We start from the raw sequence: 26,049 nt of genomic DNA on the forward strand, positions 1-26,049 counted from the left end.
CCAAGGAGGTGTGTTGGATGAAAAAAGACAGTGAACATAAAGAAGGCGAACAATTGATTCCAGAAGTTGAACCCCGTCGCGATATGCCAACTAAAAAAGACATGGATCCCATGCCAGATCGGGATTTAGAATACGAAGAAAATTCAAATGAAAAATACAAAGACAATACACAAGAATAGAAAAAGCAAGCCATGTATTGGCTTGCTTTTTCTATCTGATTGCTTAGCGAAAGGAGATCGTGCAATGCCACAATATGATTTTAAATATGCCGTTTGGCATGAAGAAGACAGTGTGGACAATGAAAAGTTTCGGGAATTTTTGCCGAAAACAGATAAAATGTATAGATGGATTGATCAGTCAAAAGATCCAGCAGTTAATATTTTGCATACACATACGATTGATCGTGGAAAAGAATCTTTGTGGGGTCACTCATTTACAGGCAAAGTGCAAAGTCGAAATCTGCGCGTGAAGTGTTTCATTTTTATTTATCCAAAGATCTATTTATTACGAGCAAAATTGATTTTGAAAAAGATGCAGACTTGGATAAAGATGAGATTTTGCACCAAATGGACAGTGCTGCTTCTTCTATAGAAGTTATGATGGTGATCCTTGGAGAAATCATCGCATCTACTTTACATAAAATTGATCGTTTTGAAGAACGTTTGCATGATTTGTTATGGGCCATTAAAGAAAAAAATAACAAAAAAACCTTGGGGGAAATTGAAACCATCCGCCATGAAATTTTATTATGGAAGCATTTGATCATGGGCTTTCAAGAAATTAAAATGGCCATTGAAGAAACCTTTGGTGAAAGTGTTACAAAAGAAGTCGAATACCGACGCACGGCTACCCGTATTGCACGTTGTGTCATGCTTGTGAATTCATATGAAGACGAAGTCAACAATATGGTGGATATTGAAAATGTCGTGGCAAACTATCGAGGCAACGAAATTATGAAAACTTTAACCGTGTTGACGACGTTGTTTACGCCAGTAATGGCGTGGGGAGCTCTTTGGGGAATGAATTTCAAAAATATGCCTGAGTTAAAATGGCAATTTGGCTATGTCGGATCGATTGTTGTGATTTTGGGATCTACGTTTGCGTTGTATTTGTATTTAAGACGCAAAGGATGGATGGGCGATATTCTACAATCAATTGGAAGAAATTCTTCTAAGTAATCAAAAAGCACAACGAGAAAGTTGTTTCTCCTTGTGCTTTCTTTTCATTTATTTTGCTTTGTCATTTTCAAGTTCCTGTACTAATTCAATGTAGGACAGAGAAGCTTGATCGCCATGCTTTTTTAAGTAATCGGTGACCTGTTCCAATAGATCTTTTCGCAGACGTTCGACCGTTACGAGTTTTTCTTTCATCGATTGTCGTTTCCGCAGTTCGGCATCTTCCACGTCTTCTATTTTTTCAAGCATATCTATTTCCGCCAACAATACTAACGCCTCATTCTTCTTTTCTTCGTATTTTTTTAACGCTTTTTCCACTTTGCGGGTATCGGTATCAAAAGTCATTTTTGAGTACAACGACATGTTCTGATCTCCCTTTCTATTAAAGTGCTGTTATTTAACAATACCCCGAATTCAACTAAATTATCCGCAAATCTTTGAAAGACGTTCCGTAATAAGAATGTTCTGATAATAAATTGACGGAATTTAAATAGAAATGTATGATAGAAGGAAGATGAAAAGGAGGTGGGTAAGATGAATCAAACTGGTAAGCGCATGACAGAATGTCAAGAATATCTCTACATTCTTCATGGCGTTACTTTCACTGGAGTAGCTAGACGGGAGAAGTCTGTCTTTTTTCAGCTAACAAAATCGGGTGAATACTACCAGTAAGAGACATCTGCCTACGATCGGATTTTGACAAAGGCATGCCTCTTGGCGTGTCTTTTTTTGTATGCATGTTTCTTCATTAGGAAGGAAGAGAACAATGATTATTAGTCAGTTTCAACAAGTAATGTGTCATTTTGCAACGAAAAAAATATTTAATCATATAAAAGGTGAAATTATGGAAGGCCAACGCATCGGGTTAGTCGGGAGAAATGGAGAAGGGAAAACGACTCTTTTGAATGTTTTAGCCGGAACTTTACAACCGACCGAAGGAATTGTGACGTGGAAAAAAGAGTGTAGCATCGGTTTGTTAGAGCAGTTGCCTGATGAACAGGAACAACAAACTGTTGAGCAACTGATGATTGCGGTGTTTTCAGAATTAACGATTCTTCAGCAGCAGTTGACACTGATGGAACAAAAAATGGAAACTACTTCTCCACAAGAAATGGATCGCCTGTTGTTACAGTATGGAGTGCTACAAGATCGTTTTATTCAGCGCGGTGGCTACGATATTGAAATGAAGATTGATCAAGTGCTTAATGGATTGAAAATTAAACACTTGAAATTAAAGCAATGGAAACAGTTAAGTGGAGGGGAAAAAACAAAGGTAGGACTGGCAAAACTACTTTTGCAAAAACCAGATTTGTTATTGTTAGATGAACCGACAAATCATCTAGATCTGGAAGCTATTGAGTGGTTAGGTTCATTTATCAGCCATTATAAAGGAACAATCGTATTGGTTTCACACGATCGTTATTTTCTGGATGAAACGGTTACTCATATTTGGGAACTGGATCAAGGAGACTTGATTCAGTACGCGGGTAATTATTCAAGGTATGTGAAAGAACGAGAAGCGCGTTTGTTGGTTGAATTTCAGCAATATCAAGACCAACAAAAGAAAATCCAAAAGATGAAAGAAACCATTAAGCGATTGAAAGAATGGGCCAATCGCGCTAATCCACCAAATGCAGGAATGCATCGACAGGCGAAAAGTATAGAAAAAGCGTTACATCGTATCGAAGTAATCGATCGTCCAACGTTCACCAAAAAGCAGATGGCACTGGATTTTAAAATAGACGGACGCAGCGGAAAAGATGTTGTCTTCCTAGATGGAGTTTGGAAGGAGTTTGGTGATCGGATTTTGTTCCATGATGTCTCGATGCATATTCGTTACGGGGAACGCGCCGCGATTGTAGGGTCTAATGGAACAGGGAAAACAACGCTGCTTAATATGATAATGGGAAAAAGACAAGCCGATGCAGGTGAAGTAAAATTAGGTAGTGGGTTATCGATCGGCTATCTGTCCCAGCACATGCTAGAAATGCACAGTAACAGAACTATTATTGAAGAATTCCGAGATGTTGTTGCCGTCTCCGAATATGATGCACGTCCGATGCTAGCCAAATTCCTTTTTTGGGGCAACATGGTTTTTCAACCGGTTCAGCAGCTTAGTGGAGGAGAGCGGATGAGACTTCGTCTAGCCCAATTGATGCATCAAAATCATAATTTACTGATTTTGGATGAGCCAACCAACCATCTTGACCTAGAAGCGAAAGAAGTGATGGAAGAAGCTTTAAGCGAATTTCCAGGTACTATCATTGTCGTTTCCCATGACCGTTATTTTCTGGATAAACTGTTTCCAGTAACGTATTGGTTAAGAAGTGAAACAATCGAGCGGTTTAATGGAAACTATTCAGCTGCGCGAGAAAAGATCATAGTGCCTGCAACTTAAAATTTTCGGAAGTACAGTTAATTTTAGCTTGCTATGGCATAATGGATAAACATGAGTAAGTAGAAATTAGAAGACAAGGTGGTCGCACATGTCAGCCATAGGAAAAATACCAGAAAATATACTGTTACTGAATGCATTAGATGTTATTGGAGAAACCATCATTATTGCGGATAGTTCGTATATCATCAGATGGATGAATTCTGAAGCCTGTCGATTACTAAATGAAGTTGCTCCTTTATACGGGATGACGGACTGCGAAGCCATGATTGGAAAAAGTATGGACGCATTCCATGAAAACCCTCAGTATCAAAACCAGCTTATGAAAAAATTGACCGACACTCACCGGACGCGAATAACCATTCGCAACAAAGTAATGGCAGATATCGTAATTACGCCAATTATGAGCAATAGCAGTGAACCAGAAGGTTACATTGTCATGCTTATGGATGTCACGATGCAAGCGGAAGAACAGGAACGAAGCGCAAAATTGATCGAAAAATTATCAATCCCTATTTTGAACATATGGGATAAGACAATTGCTTTGCCTTTAATTGGAAATTTCGACAGAAATCGAACAAATCAATTGATTGCGACGGTTTTAATGGAATGCTCTGAGAAGCAAATCGAGTATGTCCTAATCGACTTAAGTGGTATCACAGAGTTTGAAAACCAGGTTCGGTACCAGATTCAAATGATGAATGATACATTGAATTTAATAGGAACTAGCTGCATTCTTGTAGGTATCAGTCCCAAGCTGGCGCTGTCAATTGTCCAGATAGATAGTAAGACTCCGATATTCAGTACAGCCCATGAAGGGTTGAAGCACATCATACAATTACAAAAAAAATAAAACAAGCGCTTATCCAGTAAGTTGGGTAAGCGCTTGTTGATTTAATAGGAGAGAAAAAGCTGATATGAATCAGTAGATTTTTATTCTTCTGATGAAACGCTGAAACAGCTACTTTCTATCGCTTGGTAGGCTGTTGTAGTAAAGGCAGCTTGTTCAGGAATTTTTGTAGTTACTTGATTTTTTTCGGGAATTTCTAAAGTATTATTCTCTCGTGTTTCAATGTATGCGTACATGCTTTCTCGATTGATTGCTTTTTCTAAGGGATTTCCGTAAAAAGTGAGGAGGATTAATCCGCAAGCGCTAGCAATTAAAATAATGCTCAAAAGTGAAAGAAACCCTTTCATAAGTAAATCCCGCCTTTTTGTCTATTCATAATAGAAGGAACGATGTTTCTTGCAGTAAAGTTCCCTGTTGCTGTCTGCTGCGGTTTACGGGATACTGGAAATAATAATATGAAAGAGGGGGTAACGAATCATGATGTCATTGGAAACGGAGATTTGTCATTTGTTTAAAATTGCTACTCCACTTATTCAAGCTGGTATGGCAGGAGGGACAACTACGGTTGAACTTGTGTCTGAGGTAAGCAATGCAGGGGGTCTAGGAACTTTGGGAGCTGCATACATGACGCCAGATGCAGTAAGGCAAGCGATACGAGAAATTCAGTCGAAAACTGATAAGCCTTTTGCTGTGAATATTTTTGCAAACGGCACAGAAGATGATTTTAATCGTTTAGCAGAAGTGCAAAAAGTAGTTGAGCCCTTTAGAACAGAGCTGGGGATCGGCAACATCTCATCTTCTTATGCGTCTTCTAATTGGAGTGAAGAACAATTTGCGATTTGCATTGAAGAAGGTGTTCGGATTATTAGTACTGCTTTTGGCTGTTTGTCTGAAGAACAAATGATAGTAGCAAAAAAGCATCAAGTGAATATTGTGACGATGGTTACGACAGTAGAAGAAGCAAAACAGGCAGAAAACTCTGGAGCTGCTGCCGTAGTTGCTCAAGGCAGTGAAGCAGGTGGACATCGCAGCAGCTTTTCATTGGATCGCCACCCGTCAGGTGCGCAGATTGGTGTGCTTTCTTTGGTGCCTCAAGTAGTCGACGCCATCAATATTCCTGTTATTGCAGCAGGTGGCATTGTCGATGGACGAGGGTTGGTTGCTTCATTAGCACTTGGCGCACAAGCAGTGCAAATCGGTACTCGCTTTGTTAGCGCTAAAGAATCTGGTGCGCATGCAGCTTATAAGCAAGCAATATTTGAAAGTGATGAAGAAAGCACAGTCGTCACAAAAAGCTTTTCTGGAAGACCGGCACGAGGCATTAAAAATCGCTTTATTCGTGAATTTGAACAAAGTGGCATTGATCCTTTGCCTTTTCCTTCTCAAAATACAATTACGAAAGAAATACGTACAGCTGCTACGAAATTAGGGAATCCTGAATTCATGTCACTGTGGGCAGGGCAGTCCACACGAAGCTTAACAAAAGAAATGGCTGCCGGTGATATCGTTCGAGAGATTATAAAACAAGCGAAATCTATACTAGTTTAAGCTGATTTAGAGCAGGAAATGCTTGAAGAGATGCTCGAATTGCCGATTCGTACATGCTATACTAACAAGTGATTTTTAAAACGAGGAGATTAGACGAATGGAATGGAAGAATGTATACCGCGGAATTTTAATGGGCATTAGTGATTTAATCCCAGGTGTGAGCGGTGGAACAATTGCGTTTATTTTAGGGATTTACGATCGGTTGCTTGAGTCTATTAGTGGTTTTTTTAGTCGTGACTGGAAAAAGTATTTAGGCTTTCTAGTGCCATTGGGTATTGGAATCGTCATTACCTTACTACTGTTCAGTCGCGTGATTGAATATTTGTTAGAGCATCACTATGAAGCCACTCAGTTTTTCTTCATGGGACTGATCATTGGAGTCATTCCGTATATCATGAAACAAGCAGAAGTGAAAAAGCATTTTACTGCACGACATATGGTCATTTTACTAGTGATTGGAGCAGCGTTGGCGGCTACTGCCTTTGTTCCAACAGAAGAAGATTTAGCGCCAATTACGTCACTGACAGTTCCCGTGTTTTTCCTGCTATTTTTCTCGGGTTGGCTTGCCAGTATGGCGATGCTATTACCAGGAATTAGCGGTTCGTTTATTTTATTATTGCTAGGCGTGTACTCGACGGCCATCAATGCTTTGTCCACGTTAAACATCCCTGTGGCTATGGCTATTGGTTCAGGCGTGATTGTAGGGTTTATCGTCAGCAGCAAAGCAATTCAGTATTTGCTGGAGCATTTTACGTATGTTACGTATGCAGCAATTATTGGACTAATTATTGGGTCTTTATTTGTTGTGTTTCCTGGATTTTCGACCGATACGGCTACATTGATCACGAGTGTGATTACATTTGCGTTAGGTCTTGGATTCACCTTGCTTTTTAGTTCACCGAAAAAAACAGCTATAACAGAAGAAGTCTAATTTTACAAAAGAGGCATCGTCACTTGTGACGGCGCTTTTTTTCGCGACAACGAACGTCGCTTCGTCAGTGCATCTTATGCCCGTCGAATCTACACGGGCGCTTATGCTTTTCTGATTGTCTAGCGCAAGCGCCCAGATTCTAGGGTCATAATTCACCCCGACTGTGCGACAACGAACGTCGCTTCGTCAGTGCGTCTTATGCCCGTCGAATCTATACGGGCACTTACGCTTTTCTGATTGTCTAGCGCAAGCGCCCAGATTCTAGGGTCATAATTCACCCCGACTGTGCGACAACGAACGTCGCTTCGTCAGTGCGTCTTATGCCCGTCGAATCTATACAGGCGCTTACGCTTTTCTGAATCAAAGGCTTTTTGCTTTGTGGATGTTCTGTTTGGCATTAAACTGTAGGAAAAGAGGTGATGTGTGTGCGAAAACTTTTTTGGTTGATGGTTCTGCTGCTCGTCGCTTTTTTTGCGCGGCCGATTTGGGAAGAGCCAGTTGGAGAATATGTCGATTTAAGTTTTCTAGATTCTGTTGATCGCACAATTGAAAACATTGCTGAAAATGAAGAGATTGCTTTAGTTCTTGATGAGGCTCAAGACTTTACTGCACGTGTTAGTGGGCAATTGCAGGCATTGGTGTTTTCGAGTGCGGTAGAATTGCCAGAAGCCGTCGCAAAACCAGAACTCGCTGAAACAGATTCCTTGATCGCTGTTCACAATGTGACACTCGGCATGAGCAAAGAAAAAGCTCAAGAAAAAACAGGGTTGCCTCTGCGGTTGATGCGTAATGAGTATGGTACTGATTGGCACAGCTATCACCAGGATTATCAAAATTATGTTTTACTGTCTTTCGATACAGAGGGCAAAGTAAATGGAATGTTTACGAATCAAGATTTGATTTCTTCAAATGAAGGCATTACCATGAAGTCTACGAAAATAGAAGTTCGTTCTTTGCTGGGTGCTCCATTAAAAAGTCTCCAAAAAGGGAATGTTCAATATATACTAGATACAAGGGAAGAGTACGACGTTTTTAAAACGAATGACGCTTATACAACGGTTTTCTACGATATTCACGAAGGAGATACCGTAACTGCCGTACAAGTAATCGATGAAACATTAGAGAAAGCGCGTCCAGAAATATACGCGGAATCGGATGAAGCATTAAAAGAAGGCTATGAATTTCTTCTTTTTGAACTAACCAATTCAGCACGAATCCAGCGTGATTTACCTCTCTTAAAATGGGATGAACAGTCAAAACTAACTGCTCGAAAACACAGTGAAGATATGGCTGAAAATGAGTATTTTAGTCATACAAATCTCGCAGGACAATCACCTTTTGATCGAATGAAAGAAGACGGTATTGGGTTTTATGTAGCGGGTGAAAATTTAGCTTATGGTCAATACAGCAGCATTTATGCTCACGAAGGATTGATGAATTCCTTAGGACATCGTGAAAATATTGTCAAACCTGAGTTTGGATTTTTAGGAATAGGGACTGCATTTAATACGCAAAACCAGCCGTATTATACAGAGACTTTTTTTAATCGATAATCAAAAAACAGACTGTCAGTAAAACGACAGTCTGTTTTTTTGAAGTTAATTTAATACGAGCCATGCTAATACAACAATTGGGCCCACGATAAAACAGTAAATAGCAAAATACTTTAATTGGCCTTTTGCCATAATATTCATAAACCATTTTAATGAGAAATAAGAAGCGACAAGAGATCCGATAAACGCCATCAAATAAGGAATCGCCATGGAAGCTAAGTTGTCATCGTTAAGAATGTCCGTAATGCTGAGAATCGCACCACCTAGACTGACAGGGATAAATAATAGAAAAGAAAAGCGCAAAGCTGTTTCTTGGTTGATGCCTCGAGCTATTGCAGCGACAATCGTGGCGCCACTTCGACTAATGCCTGGCACAAGTGCTATAGCTTGAGCTCCTCCGATAATCACTGCGTCTGTCATTGTTAGACTGCCATCTTTTCGCTGTCCGTGCATATTGCGAATCCACCAAAGGCCAAAGCCTGTAACAATTAAGGTTAAGCCGACTGTCACGATCGTTGAGAGGTTGTTATCAATCGCATCTTGGAACAGCAGTCCGATAATTGCGGCGGGAATTGTTGCAACTACAAGATAGACAATAAACATAAAGTCTCGTTTGGTTTCTGCATTTTTAACTGTAACGTATTTCAAGCCGTTAACAACTAGACGCTTTATGTCTTCGCGGTAAATAATGAGTACGGCAATGAGTGATGCGCTATTAACTAGTAAAGCAAAAGTCGAAACGCTTCCTTCAATGTGCACATCTAAGAAGTACTGCGCAATTAGCAAGTGTCCACTTGAAGAGATAGGAATAGGTTCGGTTAGGCCTTGAAATAGGCCAAGAAGTAGAAACTTAAGTGTTAACCACAATTGTTCCATTGAAAAAATCCTCCAATGCTCATTCAGTCGTTATAAAAATGACTGTTATTAATCAATCGTTTTAAAACTGCATAAAAAATATAATACCATATTTTCATGGTAAACTGGGTATACTAGTAAAAAGAAAGGAAGTGACACGTTTGACGAACAAGCTCTGGTTTCAAGTAGGGATAGGGACTATTCTGGCTTTAGTCATTATTCGATTATTTATTGAAGTACAAGGGATTTTTGATCCTTTATTTATTATTGCGGGTACAATTTTTGTTCCGTTATTATTGGGAGGTGTCTTGTTTTACTTAACAAGACCAGTCTTACACTTTTTAATAAAGAGGAAATTTCCGAAATGGGCTGCGGTTCTTACCGTTCTTTTCTCGCTTATTTTAGTGCTCTACTTGTTTTACATTATGATTGGACCAATTGTAACTGATCAAATCAATGCATTAGTAGATAATGCACCCGAGATCATAGAAAGTATTGAAGAATCTGCTCAATACATATTTGATCAGCGAGATCGTCTTCCGGATTCAATTGAAGAGCAATTGAGTGGGATGGCGAGCCAAATTGGAGACAGAATCGGTGATATTGGAGGATGGGTTATTTCCTTTATCGGTAGCTTTGTTTCAGGTGTTGTAACATTGGTGCTCGTACCATTTTTCTTGATTTATTTACTAATTGACCATAAAAAATTTGTTCCGTTTGTTACGGGTTTCTTTTCAGGAGAACGCAAAGGATGGCTTCGCAAAACTTTGCACGACATCGATGATACCTTACAGTCATACATCCAAGGTCAGCTACTTGTCAGTTTCCTTGTTGGTGTTATGTTGCTAATTGGGTATTTGATCATCGACTTAGACTATGCTTTATTATTAGCATTGATTGGTATGGCTACAAACGTTATCCCGTTTTTAGGACCTTACATTGCGGTCTTCCCAGCAATTATCATTGCTCTCGTGCAAGATCCAATTATGGCAGTTTATGTAGCTATCATCATGCTTGTTGCACAACAAATCGAAAGTAATTTTATCACGCCGAATGTTATGGGCAAATCGCTTGATGTTCACCCATTGACAGTAATTACGTTAATTTTGGCAGCCGGAAATATTGCGGGATTATGGGGAATCATTTTAGCGATTCCAGTATATGCTGTTATTAAAACCATTGCCAAAAACGTTTATGCACGACGCCTTGAAATTCGCAAAACAGCTACACGCGATATCGAATAAACCAACCTGTGAACTTTGTTCACAGGTTTTTTTTGTAGATTAGTTTGTTTGGCTTGACCTTGAAAGGTTTACACCCTAAACTATTACTATTGGTAGAGGGGGTAAACTATTTTGGACACACGAATAAATGAGGCGGTGGATCTTTTTCAAGAGGTGCTGATTTATGGAACTGAGCGGGTTATTAAATCAGTTGATCATCCTTTATGGAGAGAATATTCACCTGAGCAAATTCAGATGCTAAAGCTCATTGACAAGGAAACACAAGTTACTTCAACAAGGTTGGCAGTGCTACAAGCTGTACATAAAAGTGCGATTTCCAGTCGCATTAAAAAATTGCTGCAAAAAGAAGTGATTCAAGTTGTCCAGACTACAGATAGACGTGAGAAATTGTTGGAACTGACGACTAAAGGACAAGCGCTTATTTTAGAGCTAGATCAAGTATTAACCGATTATATCGGAAAGCTAATGTCCGAAAATATTGCCGATGAAGAGATAGACCAATTTTTAACGATTTTTAGGAAACTGAAAAAAATTATAAAAATGGACGGGGTGTAATACGTGCACAATGTATTAAAATTTAAATGGCCGATTGCGATTGGTTTAATTGTATTAACGGTTGTCTTATTCTTATTGGCGCCGAACTTAACAAAACAAGCAGAAGATGCAGGTTCGTTTCAGTTATCTGATGAAGCCTCTTCTCAAATTGCTTCACGAATTTTAGTGGATGCAGATGCAGCAGAACAAACGATTTCTTTAGTTATTCCGTTAGAAAGTAAAATAGCGGATTCAACGCGACAAACACTCGAACAAATGGTAACCGATATCGAAGCACTCGGTGATCCAATTACGAGTGTATTAAATCCAGTGGAAAGTAAAGAATTAGAAGAACAACTTATTTCAGAAGACCAGCAAACAATTTTGATGCCCATTACAGTGGATGGCACAGATGAAGAAGTAAATGCTGTTGCGGATGAAATTAGAGAGAAAATTATTCCTAAAGACTTGACGGCTTATGTAACAGGAGAAGCCATCATTAATAATGATGTGAATATTAGTGCGCAAGAAGGCTTGCAACGCACAGAAATCATTACCGTGATTTTGATCTTTGGTTTATTGCTGGCAGTGTTCCGGTCAATTGTGACTCCTTTTGTTCCACTTGTGGCAGTCGGAATTTCGTATTTATTAAGCCAGTCGATTGTGGCCTTTTTCATTGATTGGTTTGGATTTCCAGTTTCAAACTACACACAAATATTCTTAGTAGCTATTTTATTTGGGATTGGAACAGATTATTGTATCTTGTTACTAAGTCGTTACAAAGAAGAATTAGCAGCTGGGCATGATGTAGAAAAATCAATTATCAATACCTATAAAACAGCTGGAAGAACATTGCTGATTAGCGGTATTGCTGTGTTTATTGGGTTCTTTGCTATCGGCTTTGCTGAATTCCCAATTTTTAAATCAGCAGTAGCAGTAGCAGTTGGTATATTTGTGTTGCTATTGGTATTGTATACTATCGTGCCATTCTTCATGTCTTTACTAAAGGAAAAACTATTCTGGCCAGCAAAAAAATCAGCATCGCATAAAGATAGTAAATTATGGGTTACGATGAGTAAGCTATCAATCAACCGACCTTTACTGTCGATGTTAGTAGTGGCTGTAATTACAGTACCTTTACTGTTTACGTACGATAATTCTTTATCGTTTAACACAGTAGATGAGATCGGTTCAGAATATGAATCGGTAAAAGGATTACGTGCTATTGAAGAAGGCTTTGGAAAAGGTGATTCGTTGCCTGTTCAAGTAATTGTGAAATCAGATGATTCCTTGATAGAGCGTTCGACTGTTCCGTATTTCGAATCTTTAAGTGAAGAAATTGAAAAAATTGATGGTGTCGAAACTGTTCGGTCAATCACACGTCCAACAGGAGATATAATTGAAGAGCTTTATGTAGACGAACAACTTGGCTTGTTAGCTGATGGATTAGGTGAAGCACGTGATGGGATGGGTGAGGTACAAAAAGGCCTTACAGAAGTTCAATCCAACTTAACGGCTATTAGTGAACAAGCGGGTAATTCAGCTGGCTTGACTGAAGCAGCTGAAGGATTGGGTCAAATCAATACACAATTAGGTCAGGTTTCTCAAGGACTTCAGCAAACGGGGAACATTCCACAAACTGTGGGAGCTTTGACGCAAATTAGTGGAGGTTTGTCAGAAATTCAACAAGGGTTAGCTGGAGCAGCTGGACAGACAGCAGAACTTAGTGCTGGCTTGACTCAATTAGCAGAAGGTATCGGTGCTTCAAATGACGGTCTTGCCGAAATTCAGACCGGGTTGACTGAAGCAGTTGATATGATGCAAGAAATGAGCGATGACAGCGCAGTACGTGATACAGGATTATTTATTCCAGAAGGAACATTGGAAAGTACAGATTTTGAGCAAGTACTAGATCGTTATTCTTTTGCAGATGGCACAGGAGTCATGATGGAAGTCGTCTTATCAGAAGATCCGTACTCTCATGAAGCGATCAATGTTACTGCCGAAATCAAAGAAACAGTAGAACGTACTGTAATAGGAACGCCACTTGAGGAAGCAGAAATCGCGTTTAGCGGAATTTCTAGCATCAACAGCGATTTAGAAGAAGTATCTTCTAGTGACTTTACGAATACAGTAATCATCATGTTGGTTAGTTTATTCGTTGTTCTGGCAATTTTATTCCGTTCGTTGATCATGCCTTTATATATGATCGGTTCACTTTTACTGACGTATTACACATCGATTTCCATTGCAGAGCTGATCTTTGTGAATGGTCTTGGGTTTGATGGGATTAGTTGGGCAGTGCCGTTCTTTGGATTTGTCATGCTAGTGGCGCTGGGAGTCGATTATTCGATCTTCTTGCTCGACCGTTTCCGTGAAGAATCTTCTAACGGTATTACGGTTCGTGATGCAATGCGAACATCGATGGCGAAGATGGGGACAGTTATCATTACAGCTGCAATCATTTTAGCAGGTACATTTGGTGCTATGATGCCTTCAGGTGTCTTGAGTCTCGTACAAATTGCGACAATCGTTATTACTGGATTACTTTTGTACGGACTGATTGTCTTACCGTTATTAATTCCAGCAATATCAGTATCTTTTGATCGCGGTGTTTGGTGGCCGTTTGGTAAGAAAAAGTAATTAGGTAAGTCGTGGATTGCTAAACTGCATCATTTTCTCGGATCACTTTGCCTAACGCGTGGAAGCACTGATGTTGTTGTAGAACTTACCACTTTTAGGTTGAAGTAATAGAAAGAAAAAAAGCTGCGTTCGCGCAGCTTTTTTCTATGGATGTTGGATTGGGCTAAGCGTGGTATACTAAATGGTAATTAAAAATGTGAACTGGGTATACTTATATATTTCTGTGAGTGGCAGTTAGGCTAAGCAGGATTATGTCTTGGAATTTCCTTAAATTTTTGATGAAATAAATAAAACTGAGAAACGAGGGAATGAAATTGTTAACATTTGAACAAAAATTAGAAATTATTGAGTCTTTTCCAGGATTAACGAGAAAAGACGTGTCGATGAAACGTGTGAACTTTCATTTTGAAGAAAGTTTATATGACAAAAAAATTGCGGTCTATCATTTACACCCGACAGGTAACGGATTTGTGTACGTAGGCAACTTACCGCATTATGAAGTAGACAAAAAAGGATTTGTGAACATTCGAGATTTTTCTGAAAAAGAGTTGCGTAGTGTACTTGCAGATTCGTTGGATTATTTGTCTTTAGAACCAGAGCCACCGTACGATAAAACATGGACAAATCGCGATAATGAGAAATTGGACTTGGTTTACGAAGAGCCGTTTTGGAATGTCTACACAGGCAAAAACTTGGAAGAAAGTTTTGGTACTTTTGATAATGCTGAAGACTATTTAATTGAGCAAGGGTTTAAAGAAAAGAACTAAAAACTGTTTATATGTTAAAAGACAAGAAGCCGCGAGCTTCTTTTTTTGTTGCTAAAAGAGGTAAACACGTCAGTTTTTAGGTATGCTTAAGGCAAGGAGTGAGGACATGTTTAAAAAGGTGACCTTATACACAAATCAATTAGAAGACATGAAAGGGTTTTATGAATACCAGTTAGGTTTTCGGATTATTGAAGAAGATGAAACCAGCTTTACTTTAGCAATTGGCAAATCTCAATTAGTTTTTAAGGAGTCACAGAGTTCTGCTGTGTATCATTTTGCATTTAATATACCTGGCAATCAGTTTACGCTTGCCAAGTTTTGGGCTAGTGAACGTGTGACGTTAAATCGTCAAGAAGGCATGGATGAAATCTACTATGCTAATTTTGATGCAGATGCGTTTTATTTTCAAGATCCGTCTGGCAACGTCGTTGAATTTATCGCAAGACGCAATGTGGACCGTATGGGTAATTTCACTGTAGACTCATTACTCGATATAAGTGAAGTAAGCATTACTACGCTCTATGTCGAAAAAGTAGGTGAACTAATCGAGAAAATGGACATTCCAGTGCGCGGCAGCAAAGGTGTTGATTCAAAGACATTAAACTTTCTAGGGAGTGGAGATGCTTATATAATTTTAGTGGCACCAAAGCGTACTTGGTATTTTTCTAAGCAGAAAAGCGAAACGCATCCATTATCAATCGAATTACATGACGGGCGTCAAATCAACATAACTGAAGAAGGACAATTTCAACAGCAAAAGCCAGCCAATCCCATAATGGATAAAATGGAAACAGACGATTTTTCGGGAGTGGCGTACTTACTAAACAATAAAACGTGGACAGTAGCAAGAGGGCTAGCGGATCGTGCGAATGGTCGTCCAAATGCGATCGATACAAAATTCAACATGGGTTCTGCTAGTATGCTGTTTACTGCAGTTGTTGTTTGCCAATTAGTGGAAAGTGGCAAACTTGATTTTACTGATACCTTATCTGAATTGCTTCCACAACATTTTCCGAACTTCCCTGTTACGATCCATCAATTGCTCACGCATACTTCTGGTATACCAGACTATAGCGATAAACAACAAAACAAGGGTGTAGAAAATGTATGGAAAGATACACCAATGTATTTGATGCAAACGGCTTCAGATTTTATCACCTTGTTTAACGAACGACCGATGATGTTTGAGCCAGGTAAAAAATTCGATTATAATCATGCTGGATTTATTGCACTTGGTTTGATTGTTGAAAAAGTAACAGAACAAGCATTCACCACTGTGATAGAAAAACAAATTTTTGAGTCAGCAAGTATGAAAAATTCAGGTTACTTCGATTTAAATCGTCTACCGAGTCAAACTGCTTTTGGTTATATAGAGGATGTGGAATGGCATACAAATCAATATGCCATTCCGATTCGTGGAGGTGCTGACGGAGGGGCTTACGTTACGGCAAGCGACATGGCGAATTTCTGGGAGTGTTTAATGAATGGCACGTTGATGTCTAAAGACATGTTAAAGACTTTGCTTCACATCCATGTCTCTGCAGCGGATCGTCATTACGGATACGGAATAGACATAAACGATGGAGCTAATGGCGCTTTAAACTATTCTATTTTAGGTAATGGACCAGGGATCAGTTTTTATTCAGCATTTTATCCAAAAGAATCTATTATTTTGACAGTTTTATCGAATAAAACAGATGGTGCAAGTGAAATTAGTGAAACAATTAAAACATTAAAAATTAAAAAGGAGTGAAGGTATGAGTGGCAAAAAACTAGCGATGGCAATTGTTATTGGTACAATTGGCTTTAGCGCACTGATTTTTGCAGTTTTTCAGTTGTATTTTTCAATGAATTAATCAAAATACCCCAATTAGGACATGTCCTAATTGGGGTATTTAAAAACAAAAAAATAAGCTCTTCCGAAGAAGAGCTCATTGATAAGTTAGCTTTAGATTAAGCTTTTTGTACGTTAGTAGCTTGAAGACCGCGTTGGCCTTGTTCGATATCAAACGTTACTTCTTGACCTTCGTCAAGTGATTTAAAGCCTTCGCTTTGGATTGCAGAGAAATGTACGAATACATCGTCGCCGCCTTCGCGTTCGATGAAGCCAAATCCTTTTTCTGAGTTAAACCATTTTACTTTACCTTGTTCCATGTGTATTTCCTCCTCGTATGCGTGAGCATACATTGTATTACTATCCTTGCTCAAATCTTGCAGATGAACATCTGACACTTCGTAAAAAGTTATCCGAACAAAAATAATTCTTCCTTAGAATAACACGGGGTTACATATATTGCAAGTGATATTCCAATATTCTTTTTGATATGACGTTAACTCATCGTAGTTAGCGATGAAAAAATAAATAAAGTAATCCTTTAATAAGATGATTTTAAAAATTTAAAGACGTGTAGAAGTGGAAGTGTTATTCTAGAGCTACATAAAACAATGGAGGAGAATGGCCGATGAAGTTGCTGTATGAAGGCACAATTACGAACCAAGTGCTTCACAAAAAACTTCCTTTTTATATGAAGCGCTTGTACTTAGAAGATTTACCTGTAATAGAACAAGTTCAAGCAAAAGTGATCGATTCAATCTCTGAGAAAAATTCGCTTCAAGCTTTAACAACGGAAGAATTTTTATTTATTTTAAATGAACGTGGACTACTAATAGGTGCTTTTGTCGAGGCTGAATTGATTGGGTTTAGAGCCTTATTAATTCCTGAAATTGACGATGAGCATTTGGGGTGGGATATCGGACTTTCACCAGAAGAGTTGCAAAAAGTAATTTATCAGGAAATTTCGGTAGTTCTTCCTGAATATCGCGGAAATCGTCTTCAACAAAAGTTGGCTGAAGTTATTATGAAAGAGCTATCAACTCTTAAAGAAGAATTTCGCTATATTTGTTGTACAGTTGCTCCAATGAATATCCCCAGTCTTAAAGACAAATTTACGCAGTCTATGTACATTGCTTCTTTAAAAGAAAAGTATGCCGGCTTAAATCGATACATTTTAGTAAAAGACATAGAAAAGCCAGAAGTTCATTATACGAGCCACATTACAGTAAAGTTGGATGATTTAGAAAAGCAACGTCAATTGTTAGATGACGGATATGTTGGCATTGGCTTTCAACTAGTGCATGGTTTTCATGAACTTCAGTTTGCAAAACCCTTTCTGTAAAAAGAAAGGGTTTTTTTATTTCCATTATTCCGAAACTTATTCTTGTGTTATTCGTATTAGTTAAGTAAGGAGTAACTATTTAACTAGAATGGGAAGTGTTGGGATGGGTGTTTTTGGGTTTTCAATGGAACAGCTCTATATGTACACCCTTCTCTTAGCTGGAGCACTCACGGTTCTATGTGTCTTTTTTGGAGAAGATCCAGACTCTGAAAAAGTCGTACGCGTTTTTCAACCCGTACTTATTTTTTCCTTTTTTACATGTAGTTCAGCAATCGGCTTTTTGCTAGAAACTGCGACAGAATTTAATGAATGGTCTGTATTAGGCATTTCAGTATTAGCAGCTCTTTTATTGAATTTCTTATTGAGTTTTTTTGTTTTATTTCCTTGTTCTTACGAACGGAACTCCCAAATAGAAGAATCGCTTTCTGGACAAGTGGGAAATGTTACTACGCACATACCAGTTGATGGCTATGGAGAAGTCGTTTTTGAAACGTATGCAGGAAAATTTTCAAAACGTGCGACTGGTTATAGCAACGAATCATTTGATCAGAATGAGAAAGTAGTAGTACTTGAAGTAAGTGAAGATACGCTATACGTCCGAGCTTATCAAACGATAGACCTTGAGAGACAAACCAAACGAAGTATAAGGTAACTTAAAAAAATATAAATTATTAGTTAGTACAAAACGATCAAACAGTTCTAAAAGTCTTTACTCAAGTTTCAAGAGTAAAGACTTTTTTTGTTCTACAATAAAAAATGCAATACTTTTTGGAAGTTTCAATCATAACTGTTTCAGCAAGGATGCGAAAATGATAGAATAGTGATACATGTTCCTGTGAAACCATAGGTATTTAACATATTATTCCATGAGGAGTCTGTAAATGGAGACACAATTTAGTACCATTCCTTTTCTTTCTATCAATATGCAGTATGGACCAGAAAAGTCGAAATTCAATTCAATCGAATACAACTCAACACATGCTACACAAAACTGTGCTTTTTTTTGTGTGCCTGGTGAAACTACCGATGGACATTTGTATATTGGTGAAGCAATAGAAAAAGGTGCAACGACCATTGTTGGATCGATCGAACCTTTAATTAAAAAGTATGCTGAAAAACATCCTGAACTTTCTTTTATAGTAGTAGAAAATGTTCGGACAGCTCTTGCTTATGTCGCAGACTTTTTTCATGGGTTTTCTCAACAGAACTTGCGTAAAATTGCTGTTACAGGAACTAATGGAAAAACGACTACAGCTACATATGTTTACGATCTATTTAATCTTCTTGGTATTAGTTGTGGGTTTATCGGTACAACAGGGATTTCAAGAGTAGGTGGCAAGCTTCCTTTTTACAAGAGTACCCCCACGACTCCTGTTTCATCTGACATTCATAAGATCTTTGAAGAGTTTTTAAATGAAGGCGATCAAGCGGTAGCGATGGAAGTTTCTTCGATTGCATTAGATCAAAAACGAGTAGAAGGTATACACTTTGATGTGGCGATTCATACAAATATTTCAGAAGAGCATCTGGAGTATCATAAAACGTTCGAACATTATCTTCAGTCAAAATTAATGCTGTTTAAACAGTCTAAGGCAGCAGTCGTGAATATTGATGATGAAGGTATGGCTAAAGAAATTATAGCTGTTCTTTCTTATCCTTATTTGACTTACAGCAATAAGTCAAAATCGGGTGCAGATTTGATTTGGACAGCATGTGAATCGTCTGATACCGGTTTGAAATTTGATTTGTACTATGAAAAGCGATGTTGGCCAATTCATGTATCTCTTTATGGTGAATACAATGCAGCTAATTTGACCGCAGCAATCGGTTCTGCTTTGCTGTCAGGTATCTCTATAGAAGATATTTTGACCGTATTGCCAAATATGTCTCAAGTCGAAGGACGTTTTCAAGTAATTAAAGGTCCCGAAAACCGAAAAATTATTTTAGACTATGCGCATACGCCAGTTGCCTTGTCGGCTGTGTTGCGAGAAGTGAAAAAATTATCACACAATCGATTGATCGCGCTCATTGCCGGAATCGGCATACGAGATTTTTCGAAGATGCCAAAAATGGCTAAAGCAGCAGAAGGAAAAGCAGATATACTCGTTGTAACCGTAGATCATCCTGGTGACAATGACCCGAATGTTGTTATTGATGCGGTGTTAGAGGGCTTTACAGTGCCTTATATGCAACCGGTACTGACAGCTGCATCTCGTCGTGAGGCCGTTCTCACAGCATTACGAGAAAGTGGTCCAAATGATCTTGTGCTCTTATCGAGTGGATCGATTAACAATGCGCAAATTGTTCGCGGAGAGTACATTCCACATTCTGACGAAGCGATTATTGAAGAATTTTTCAGTGGCAAAGTAAGCGACTTTTAACTATAAAAGTCGCTTTTTGAGTGATGAATATGGTTATAATAGAAGAGAGAGTTTCATACATATCAGAATTGGAGTGAATGGAATGCAGTATCGTACAGAAAAGGATACCATCGGTGAAATTCAAGTGGAAGCGGATAAAATGTGGGGTGCTCAAACACAGCGCAGCTTGCAGAACTTTGAAATCGGCACAGAACGTATGCCGCATGAAGTCGTTATGGCTTTTGCCCAATTGAAAAAAGCGACAGCTAAAGCAAATCATAAGCTTGGAAAACTAGCTGAAGCGAAAATGAAAGCTATTGAACTTGCTGCAAACGAAGTAATCGAAGGCAAATGGAACGATCATTTCCCATTGGTCGTTTGGCAAACGGGAAGTGGTACGCAATCGAATATGAACATGAACGAAGTCCTCGCACGCCGAGGCAATGAGATTTTAACAGAACAAAATTCGGATGAAAAACTTCACCCGAATGATGACGTAAACATGTCTCAAAGCTCTAACGATACGTACCCAACAGCCATGCATGTTGCAGGCGTTTTAGCGGTAACTGAAAATTTGATACCAGCTGTTCAAAAGTTAAAAGCAACTTTAAATGAAAAAGCACAAAAATTTGACGAAGTCATCAAAATTGGACGTACTCATTTGCAGGATGCAACTCCACTAACATTGGGCCAAGAAATTAGCGGCTGGAGACATATGTTGGAGAAAAGTGAGCGCATGATCTGTGAAAGCGTTGAGTACATGCGCGAATTGGCAATCGGGGGAACTGCAGTAGGAACTGGCATTAACGCTGATCCAACTTTTGGACCTTCAGTTGCAGAATTTATTGGTGAAGCTGTTGGTAGTTCATTTACTTCTGCAGAAAACAAATTCCATGCACTAACCAGCCACGATGAAATGGTCTATACACATGGTGCGATCAAAGCATTGGCTGCAGACGCAATGAAAATTGCAAACGACGTTCGCTGGTTAGCGAGTGGTCCACGCAGTGGCATTGGTGAAATCACCATTCCTGCAAATGAGCCTGGGAGTTCAATCATGCCAGGTAAAGTAAACCCAACACAAAGTGAAGCGTTGACGATGGTTGCAGCTCAAGTAATGGGTAACGATGCAACAATTGGCTTTTCTGCAAGCCAAGGAAACTTTGAATTAAACGTATTCAAACCAGTTATTGCGTACAACTTCCTTCAGTCTGTTCGTTTGTTGGCAGACAGCTTGAACAGTTTTAATGATCATTGTGCAATTGGCATTGAAGCCAATCTTGATGTGATTCAAAACCACGTTAGCAATTCATTGATGTTGGTAACAGCGTTGAATACGCATATTGGTTATGAAAAAGCAGCAGCGATTGCAAAACAAGCTCACAAAGATGGATTGACGTTAAAAGAATCGGCTGTAAACAGCGGACATTTAACGGCAGACCAGTTTGACGAGTGGGTTAAACCAGAGAATATGGTAGGAAAATAAAAAAAGACCGGAATTTTCCGGTCTTTTTTTTCTGTTCGTTTACTTTCCGCTCTTGTATTGCATATAAACTACTTGTGTAACTAAAAAATCTTCCATGCCGTGTTTGCCATCTGCGCCTCCGAGTCCGGATTTGCGCATGCCGGCGTGGTAGCCTTGAACCGCTTCAAAGTTTTCACGGTTTACATAAGTTTCACCAAACTTCATTTCGTTAACAACTTGCATGGCTTCATTCAAATCGTCTGTATAAACCGATGAAGAAAGACCGAATTCGGTATCATTGGCCTTTTCAATTGCTTCTGCTTATTATACGTTGCAATTGGTAGGACAGGTCCGAAAATTTCATCGCGGATAATCATCGAGTCATGTTCACATTTGTTAATAGCGTTGGCTTGTAGAAAAAGCCAGGCAGGTTCGTATCGCGTTCGCCACCAATTGCGACAGTTGAACCTTCTTTTACCGCTTGTTTAACCATTTCATGTACCTTATCAAGGCGGTCTTGACTGACTAGAGGACCGACATCTGCATCTTTATTTTGACGTGGATTGTCTAGAACTTTCGATTCGAATATGGCAGTCAGTTTTTTGACGAATTCATCAGCAACATGTCCATGTACATAAACGCGTTCAGCATTCTTAGTGGGTACAAAAGGGTTTTAATCCAGCTGTGGCGAATTAATAAAACAAAGACGAATTTTAAAAAAGAGGTGCATTATGCAAAAGTCATTTGTTATGTCATGGAGTGGTGGGAAAGATTCGGCTCTTGCTTATTACAGAGCAGTATTAGAAGGACATGTGCCGCTGGCATTGCTTACAATGTTTGAAGAAGACGGCACAAAGTCAAGATCACATGGGTTGCCGATTGATGTGATGGAAGCACAAGCTGAACGTATGGGTCTTCCTTTACTCATTGGTAAAGCAAGTTGGTCTGGGTATGAACAAGAATTTATTGAACAGCTCAAAAAATGCAAAGCACAAGGCATCGATATGGGTGTTTATGGCGATATTGATTTAGAGGATCATGTAGCATGGGTTAAGAAAGTTAGTGCTGAAGCTGAAATGGATGTTCACCATCCGCTTTGGCAAGAGCCGCGTAAAGATTTATTAAAAGAATTAATCAAAGAAGGCTTTAAGGCTGTCATTACTGTAGTTGATACAAAGAGACTAGATGAGCGCTTTTTAGGGCGAGAATTTACACTTGAGCTAATTGACGAGTTGGAGGCTGCTGGTGTCGATGCTTGTGGAGAAGAAGGAGAATTTCACACCATTATCGTGGATGGACCAATTTTTGTCGAGCCGATACCTGTTGAATTTGGTGAAAAAATCAACTTTGACCATTACGGTATATTAGAAGTGAAACTTCAGTCAGGGGAGTGATTGTTGATGATTCAAATTATAGGGATGGAAGAAAAACATATTCGACAAATGTCTGCGTTGTTAGCAAAGCGGCAACAACGAGAACGAAAAGTCTTTAACTTTCTACCTGAACGGTTTGAAGAAATTGATGATACAGAAGAAGTTTTAAGAAAGTTACTTGTACGTCCTTTTATTAATGGCATTGTAGCAGTAAGAGGCATTGATGTCATTGGCTATTTACTGTATGAATTCAAAGAAGACGCTAAGAATGGACGTTATGTTTGGATGGATTACGAATCGATTGCGATTAGTGAGCGTGAGCATCCTCGGCTATTGAGGTTATTGTATGCGAATGCTGGAGCCGAGTGGATCAAGCATGGTTACTTTAACCATATACTTCTAGCGCCTCTCAGCGACGAAACTGTCATTGATCAATGGCTGGACCAGTCGTTTAGTTTTGACCAAAAATATGGAATTCTATCATTATATGACTACGAGCCTAAAGAAGAACCAATTCCAAAGCTAAAGTTTCGCGAAGGAAGTAAAGAAGATTCACCGCTATTGAAGAAAGTAGCCATGTGGAACAGTATTTATCAAGCAACAGCTCCTTCTTGGCAACCGATTACAAAAGAAACCTTAGAAGATGTTAAAGAAAGCTATGAAGCTCTTAGTGAAAATCAAGATGCTTATTTATGGATGGCAGAACAAGGAGATCGAGTTGCCGGATTCCATGTTTACTTTCGTAAAGAAAATCCGGTAAGTTTGGTCATTCCTGAAAACTGCGTAGAATTACCTGCTGCTTCAACAAATCCTGCCCTTCGTGGGAGAGGCATTGGACGCGCATTAGCCAATCACTGCTTTAGCGAGATGAAAAAGCAAGGTTTTGACTATATTATTGCAGACTGGCGTACATCAAACCAGTTAGCTTCATACTTCTGGCCAAAAATGGGTTTTCAGCCTGTAATGGTTCGGATGACAAGGCAAATCGATCCCCGCATCGCTTGGGCGCGTGGAGAATAGTTAACGTGTTACTAGCTTAGTTCAACACTCCAAGAAGCTGTAAAAAAGGAGGCCGTTTGGTTATGCATACCAAACGACTTTCTTTTTTTAATCTATCTTATCTTCAGGACGCCATCCACGCTGTAAGTCACGAATTGACAAACCAAAAGTCATCTCTAGATGAGGATAATCTTTAAATCGTTGCCAGTCTCCTCCCCAGTCAAAGCCTAAGTTTTTGCCAATCATGGCCACTTCAAACCAATCGCTTTCTCCGTTGCCATTGTCGTCTCGTTCAATATCCCAAACGACTGAGTCGTCATCTAAACGCAACGCAAAATCAATGGCTAAACCGTAATTGTGATAGGATTCACCAGCTTCTGCATAAGTAACAATAGATCCGGACATCGTGCGTCCTTGACCATGCAAGCTATCTTGTTCTTCTGGAGAACGATAACCGTCTGTAATCAAAATTTCAATGCCGATTTCAGAAGCTTGATCGATTAATAAATCTTGTTTTTCTTCTACTATTGAATAAAGTCCGGAAGGCAAAGAACGAGTGAGTAATTCTTCACGAAACGTTACTTCGTTGCCGACCCATACAAACAAAAAACCGCCAAGAATTAGTAAGAAAAAAACAGAAAAAGCGGTTCTTATATTTTTCAACATGGTTCACCTCTATTCTTTTTATTGTAGCAAAAATCATTAAAAGAGTATCGTTGCAAAGAATTTGGTAGGATAGAAGAAAGAGTAGAAAGGGGATACAATTAATGGTAATTGAATTAATGAAAGCACATGCTTCTGTCCGAGATTATACAGAAAAGCAATTATCACGTGAGGAAGTTAGCGAACTAATTAGTGCTGCGCAACACGCAGCTACGTCTCACTTTGTTCAAGCATATTCGATTGTTTGGGTAACAGATCCAGAAAAGCGCAAATTATTAGGGGAATTATCTAAAAATGCTAAACAAATGGAAGGCGCAGGAGCGGTGTTTTTGCTATGTGCCGACTATAACCGATTGCAACATGCTGGAAAATTACAAGGACAAGAAATTGTTTTTGACCGTGCAGAAAATATGATAGTAGCAGTAACAGATGTTGGTTTATTAGCACAAAACTTGGTGCTTGCAGCCGAATCAAAAGGCTATGGCATTTGTTATATTGGAGGCGTTCGTAACGACATGGAATCAATTAGTGAGCTAGTAGGATTGCCAGAAGGCGTCTTTCCAGTTTACGGCTTGACTATAGGTCTACCAAATGAAGCGAATGGTGTGAAACCTCGGTTACCAGTAGAAGCTATTTTACATGAAAATAAATACGACGAAGCGAAATATGAAAAAATTCTACCAGAATACGATCAGACAATCCAAGCCTATTATGAGAGTCGCGGTTCAAATCAAAAAAACGCAACATGGACACAGCAAATGGCTCATTTTCTTAGCAAACCGCACCGTGAAGACATAAAAGACGTTTTAGCGAAAAAGGGTTACCACTTTAAATGATTTCAACTCAACAAAAAAATAGATGAAGAACGTGGAGGCGAAAGTAATGAAACTCGCATTATTTGGAGCAACGGGCCGTGTAGGCGGAGAGCTTCTTAAGTGGGCACTAGCAGATGGTCATCACGTAAAAGCATTGGTTCGATCAGAAAAATTAGCAACGCATCCAAATTTAGAAATAATTGTTGGAGATGTACGAAATCCAGAAGATATTGAAAAAACAATCGCTGGAACAGCTGCCGTGTTTAGCGCAATCGGAACCGATCGAACAACCACTTTGTCAGATGCAACACCCTCTATGATTAAGGCGATGGACAATCACCAAATTAAACGCATTATCACGATTGGAACAGCTGGAATTTTAAACAGCCGATTGAGTCCTGGACTGCTTCGCTATGAAGGTGGAGATTCTAGACGCAAGATGACGTTCGCAGCCGAAGAGCACGAAGCGGTTTATCATTTGCTCGAAAAGACAGATCTTCACTGGACAATTGTTTGTCCTACTTATCTGCCAGATGGTGAAGTCCGTGGTAATTATCGGACTGAGAAAGACTTGTTGCCAGAAGAAGGAAAAGAAATTACAGTGGGCGACACAGCAGAATTTGCCTATCATCAATTAGACTCTGAAGAGTTTAGCCAAAGTCGTGTCGGATTGGCTTATTAATAGACTCAAACAAGGAGTGGC

The 26,049-nt window shown here is 39.2% G+C and carries 28 protein-coding genes; 21 read left to right on the forward strand and 7 right to left on the reverse strand.

All coding sequences use genetic code 11. The features are described 5' to 3' along the window. Positions 1-17 precede the first annotated feature (17 nt). A complete protein-coding gene (locus I858_RS17150) occupies positions 18-179 on the forward strand; it encodes a hypothetical protein (protein WP_204249434.1) in 162 nt (53 codons plus the stop codon). A 291-nt stretch (positions 180-470) separates the two neighbouring features. After that, a complete protein-coding gene (locus I858_RS02025; protein WP_239457204.1) occupies positions 471-1,178 on the forward strand; it encodes a magnesium transporter CorA family protein in 708 nt (235 codons plus the stop codon). Between the two features lie 48 nt (positions 1,179-1,226). On the opposite strand, the gene I858_RS02030 is transcribed toward I858_RS02025, so the two are convergent. Beyond that, the gene (locus tag I858_RS02030; protein WP_049693995.1) at positions 1,227-1,538 is read right to left on the reverse strand and encodes a hypothetical protein; all 312 of its coding nucleotides are present in this window, start codon (positions 1,536-1,538) and stop codon (positions 1,227-1,229) included. 171 nt (positions 1,539-1,709) lie between these two features. On the opposite strand from I858_RS02030, the gene I858_RS16875 reads away from it, so the two are divergent. The 3 genes from I858_RS16875 to I858_RS02040 all read left to right on the forward strand — a co-directional run bounded on the left by I858_RS16875 (position 1,710) and on the right by I858_RS02040 (position 4,423). Further along, positions 1,710-1,847: a hypothetical protein gene (locus tag I858_RS16875; RefSeq protein ID WP_157886463.1), complete on the forward strand. Its 138-nt coding sequence runs from the start codon at positions 1,710-1,712 to the stop codon at positions 1,845-1,847. Positions 1,848-1,941: 94 nt separating this feature from the next. Next, positions 1,942-3,573 carry a ribosomal protection-like ABC-F family protein gene (gene abc-f / locus I858_RS02035; RefSeq protein WP_049693994.1) on the forward strand — a complete coding sequence of 544 codons (1,632 nt, stop codon included), beginning with the start codon at positions 1,942-1,944 and terminating at the stop codon, positions 3,571-3,573. Positions 3,574-3,661: 88 nt separating this feature from the next. Then, a complete protein-coding gene (locus tag I858_RS02040) occupies positions 3,662-4,423 on the forward strand; it encodes an STAS domain-containing protein (RefSeq protein ID WP_049693993.1) in 762 nt (253 codons plus the stop codon). A gap of 80 nt (positions 4,424-4,503) precedes the next feature. On the opposite strand, the gene I858_RS02045 is transcribed toward I858_RS02040, so the two are convergent. Continuing rightward, positions 4,504-4,746 carry a hypothetical protein gene (locus I858_RS02045; RefSeq protein WP_239457205.1) on the reverse strand — a complete coding sequence of 81 codons (243 nt, stop codon included), beginning with the start codon at positions 4,744-4,746 and terminating at the stop codon, positions 4,504-4,506. Positions 4,747-4,897: 151 nt separating this feature from the next. Between I858_RS02045 and I858_RS02050 the strand changes: the two genes are divergently transcribed. The 3 genes from I858_RS02050 (at position 4,898) to I858_RS02060 (ending at position 8,452) form a co-directional block, all read left to right on the forward strand. After that, complete coding sequence (locus I858_RS02050) at positions 4,898-5,968, forward strand: NAD(P)H-dependent flavin oxidoreductase (RefSeq protein ID WP_049693991.1); 1,071 nt, start codon at positions 4,898-4,900, stop codon at positions 5,966-5,968. A 97-nt stretch (positions 5,969-6,065) separates the two neighbouring features. Then, positions 6,066-6,899 (forward strand): DUF368 domain-containing protein, encoded by an 834-nt coding sequence (locus I858_RS02055; RefSeq protein WP_049693990.1) that lies wholly within the window; start codon positions 6,066-6,068, stop codon positions 6,897-6,899. A gap of 419 nt (positions 6,900-7,318) precedes the next feature. Continuing rightward, positions 7,319-8,452 (forward strand): CAP domain-containing protein, encoded by a 1,134-nt coding sequence (locus tag I858_RS02060; RefSeq protein WP_239457206.1) that lies wholly within the window; start codon positions 7,319-7,321, stop codon positions 8,450-8,452. A gap of 45 nt (positions 8,453-8,497) precedes the next feature. On the opposite strand, the gene I858_RS02065 is transcribed toward I858_RS02060, so the two are convergent. Beyond that, positions 8,498-9,328 carry an undecaprenyl-diphosphate phosphatase gene (locus I858_RS02065; RefSeq protein ID WP_049693988.1) on the reverse strand — a complete coding sequence of 277 codons (831 nt, stop codon included), beginning with the start codon at positions 9,326-9,328 and terminating at the stop codon, positions 8,498-8,500. A 140-nt stretch (positions 9,329-9,468) separates the two neighbouring features. Here I858_RS02065 and I858_RS02070 point away from each other — a divergent pair, with 140 nt between their 5' ends. The 5 genes from I858_RS02070 to I858_RS16780 all read left to right on the forward strand — a co-directional run bounded on the left by I858_RS02070 (position 9,469) and on the right by I858_RS16780 (position 16,248). Continuing rightward, positions 9,469-10,551, forward strand: a complete 1,083-nt coding sequence (locus tag I858_RS02070; RefSeq protein WP_049693987.1) for an AI-2E family transporter — start codon at positions 9,469-9,471, stop codon at positions 10,549-10,551. Between the two features lie 111 nt (positions 10,552-10,662). Continuing rightward, complete coding sequence (locus I858_RS02075) at positions 10,663-11,106, forward strand: MarR family winged helix-turn-helix transcriptional regulator (RefSeq protein WP_049693986.1); 444 nt, start codon at positions 10,663-10,665, stop codon at positions 11,104-11,106. A gap of 3 nt (positions 11,107-11,109) precedes the next feature. Next, on the forward strand, positions 11,110-13,728 hold the full coding sequence (locus I858_RS02080; protein ID WP_049693985.1) for an MMPL family transporter: 2,619 nt from the start codon (positions 11,110-11,112) through the stop codon (positions 13,726-13,728). A gap of 314 nt (positions 13,729-14,042) precedes the next feature. Continuing rightward, complete coding sequence (locus tag I858_RS02085) at positions 14,043-14,495, forward strand: hypothetical protein (RefSeq protein ID WP_049693984.1); 453 nt, start codon at positions 14,043-14,045, stop codon at positions 14,493-14,495. A 106-nt stretch (positions 14,496-14,601) separates the two neighbouring features. Beyond that, positions 14,602-16,248: a serine hydrolase gene (locus I858_RS16780; protein WP_049693983.1), complete on the forward strand. Its 1,647-nt coding sequence runs from the start codon at positions 14,602-14,604 to the stop codon at positions 16,246-16,248. A 200-nt stretch (positions 16,249-16,448) separates the two neighbouring features. Here I858_RS16780 and I858_RS02095 read toward each other — a convergent pair whose 3' ends face one another. Beyond that, positions 16,449-16,649: a cold-shock protein gene (locus I858_RS02095; protein ID WP_006830093.1), complete on the reverse strand. Its 201-nt coding sequence runs from the start codon at positions 16,647-16,649 to the stop codon at positions 16,449-16,451. A gap of 308 nt (positions 16,650-16,957) precedes the next feature. Between I858_RS02095 and I858_RS02100 the strand changes: the two genes are divergently transcribed. From I858_RS02100 to fumC, 4 genes are all read left to right on the forward strand, one after another. Next, positions 16,958-17,671 carry a hypothetical protein gene (locus I858_RS02100; RefSeq protein WP_049693982.1) on the forward strand — a complete coding sequence of 238 codons (714 nt, stop codon included), beginning with the start codon at positions 16,958-16,960 and terminating at the stop codon, positions 17,669-17,671. A gap of 88 nt (positions 17,672-17,759) precedes the next feature. Beyond that, positions 17,760-18,323 (forward strand): NfeD family membrane protein, encoded by a 564-nt coding sequence (locus tag I858_RS02105; RefSeq protein WP_239457207.1) that lies wholly within the window; start codon positions 17,760-17,762, stop codon positions 18,321-18,323. Between the two features lie 229 nt (positions 18,324-18,552). After that, entirely contained in the window at positions 18,553-20,052 is a 1,500-nt protein-coding gene (locus tag I858_RS02110) for a UDP-N-acetylmuramoyl-L-alanyl-D-glutamate--2,6-diaminopimelate ligase (protein ID WP_049693981.1), read from the forward strand. An 82-nt stretch (positions 20,053-20,134) separates the two neighbouring features. Further along, a complete protein-coding gene (gene fumC / locus I858_RS02115) occupies positions 20,135-21,517 on the forward strand; it encodes a class II fumarate hydratase (protein ID WP_049693980.1) in 1,383 nt (460 codons plus the stop codon). 39 nt (positions 21,518-21,556) lie between these two features. Here fumC and I858_RS17570 read toward each other — a convergent pair whose 3' ends face one another. After that, positions 21,557-21,808 (reverse strand): aldehyde dehydrogenase family protein, encoded by a 252-nt coding sequence (locus I858_RS17570; RefSeq protein ID WP_338046085.1) that lies wholly within the window; start codon positions 21,806-21,808, stop codon positions 21,557-21,559. 61 nt (positions 21,809-21,869) lie between these two features. Next, complete coding sequence (locus I858_RS17575; RefSeq protein ID WP_338046086.1) at positions 21,870-22,094, reverse strand: aldehyde dehydrogenase family protein; 225 nt, start codon at positions 22,092-22,094, stop codon at positions 21,870-21,872. Between the two features lie 133 nt (positions 22,095-22,227). Between I858_RS17575 and I858_RS02125 the strand changes: the two genes are divergently transcribed. Both I858_RS02125 and I858_RS02130 read left to right on the forward strand, forming a co-directional pair. Next, positions 22,228-22,890, forward strand: coding sequence for a Dph6-related ATP pyrophosphatase (locus I858_RS02125; RefSeq protein ID WP_049693979.1), 663 nt, complete (start codon positions 22,228-22,230; stop codon positions 22,888-22,890). A gap of 6 nt (positions 22,891-22,896) precedes the next feature. Further along, complete coding sequence (locus tag I858_RS02130) at positions 22,897-23,889, forward strand: GNAT family N-acetyltransferase (protein WP_049693978.1); 993 nt, start codon at positions 22,897-22,899, stop codon at positions 23,887-23,889. 87 nt (positions 23,890-23,976) lie between these two features. On the opposite strand, the gene I858_RS02135 is transcribed toward I858_RS02130, so the two are convergent. Beyond that, complete coding sequence (locus tag I858_RS02135; protein ID WP_049694087.1) at positions 23,977-24,531, reverse strand: M15 family metallopeptidase; 555 nt, start codon at positions 24,529-24,531, stop codon at positions 23,977-23,979. 104 nt (positions 24,532-24,635) lie between these two features. On the opposite strand from I858_RS02135, the gene nfsA reads away from it, so the two are divergent. Next, positions 24,636-25,367, forward strand: a complete 732-nt coding sequence (gene nfsA / locus I858_RS02140) for an oxygen-insensitive NADPH nitroreductase (protein WP_049693977.1) — start codon at positions 24,636-24,638, stop codon at positions 25,365-25,367. A 46-nt stretch (positions 25,368-25,413) separates the two neighbouring features. Beyond that, positions 25,414-26,028 carry an NAD(P)-dependent oxidoreductase gene (locus tag I858_RS02145; RefSeq protein ID WP_049693976.1) on the forward strand — a complete coding sequence of 205 codons (615 nt, stop codon included), beginning with the start codon at positions 25,414-25,416 and terminating at the stop codon, positions 26,026-26,028. Positions 26,029-26,049 lie beyond the last annotated feature (21 nt).

Source organism: Planococcus versutus (assembly GCF_001186155.3).
Lineage (GTDB): Bacteria > Bacillota > Bacilli > Bacillales_A > Planococcaceae > Planococcus > Planococcus versutus.

Bases quoted from the DNA above. Each gene is read 5' to 3' on its own strand.
- I858_RS02060 (WP_239457206.1), top strand. From the start codon at position 7,319: ATGTGTGTGCGAAAACTTTTTTGGTTGATGGTTCTGCTGCTCGTCGCT.
- I858_RS02050 (WP_049693991.1), top strand. From the start codon at position 4,898: ATGATGTCATTGGAAACGGAGATTTGTCATTTGTTTAAAATTGCTACT.
- I858_RS17150 (WP_204249434.1), top strand. From the start codon at position 18: ATGAAAAAAGACAGTGAACATAAAGAAGGCGAACAATTGATTCCAGAA.
- I858_RS02130 (WP_049693978.1), top strand. From the start codon at position 22,897: ATGATTCAAATTATAGGGATGGAAGAAAAACATATTCGACAAATGTCT.
- I858_RS02125 (WP_049693979.1), top strand. From the start codon at position 22,228: ATGCAAAAGTCATTTGTTATGTCATGGAGTGGTGGGAAAGATTCGGCT.
- I858_RS16875 (WP_157886463.1), top strand. From the start codon at position 1,710: ATGAATCAAACTGGTAAGCGCATGACAGAATGTCAAGAATATCTCTAC.
- I858_RS02100 (WP_049693982.1), top strand. From the start codon at position 16,958: ATGAAGTTGCTGTATGAAGGCACAATTACGAACCAAGTGCTTCACAAA.
- I858_RS02030 (WP_049693995.1), bottom strand. From the start codon at position 1,538: ATGTCGTTGTACTCAAAAATGACTTTTGATACCGATACCCGCAAAGTG.
- I858_RS02055 (WP_049693990.1), top strand. From the start codon at position 6,066: ATGGAATGGAAGAATGTATACCGCGGAATTTTAATGGGCATTAGTGAT.
- I858_RS02065 (WP_049693988.1), bottom strand. From the start codon at position 9,328: ATGGAACAATTGTGGTTAACACTTAAGTTTCTACTTCTTGGCCTATTT.
- I858_RS02110 (WP_049693981.1), top strand. From the start codon at position 18,553: ATGGAGACACAATTTAGTACCATTCCTTTTCTTTCTATCAATATGCAG.
- fumC (WP_049693980.1), top strand. From the start codon at position 20,135: ATGCAGTATCGTACAGAAAAGGATACCATCGGTGAAATTCAAGTGGAA.
- I858_RS02105 (WP_239457207.1), top strand. From the start codon at position 17,760: ATGGGAAGTGTTGGGATGGGTGTTTTTGGGTTTTCAATGGAACAGCTC.
- nfsA (WP_049693977.1), top strand. From the start codon at position 24,636: ATGGTAATTGAATTAATGAAAGCACATGCTTCTGTCCGAGATTATACA.
- I858_RS02145 (WP_049693976.1), top strand. From the start codon at position 25,414: ATGAAACTCGCATTATTTGGAGCAACGGGCCGTGTAGGCGGAGAGCTT.
- I858_RS02040 (WP_049693993.1), top strand. From the start codon at position 3,662: ATGTCAGCCATAGGAAAAATACCAGAAAATATACTGTTACTGAATGCA.
- abc-f (WP_049693994.1), top strand. From the start codon at position 1,942: ATGATTATTAGTCAGTTTCAACAAGTAATGTGTCATTTTGCAACGAAA.
- I858_RS02095 (WP_006830093.1), bottom strand. From the start codon at position 16,649: ATGGAACAAGGTAAAGTAAAATGGTTTAACTCAGAAAAAGGATTTGGC.
- I858_RS16780 (WP_049693983.1), top strand. From the start codon at position 14,602: ATGTTTAAAAAGGTGACCTTATACACAAATCAATTAGAAGACATGAAA.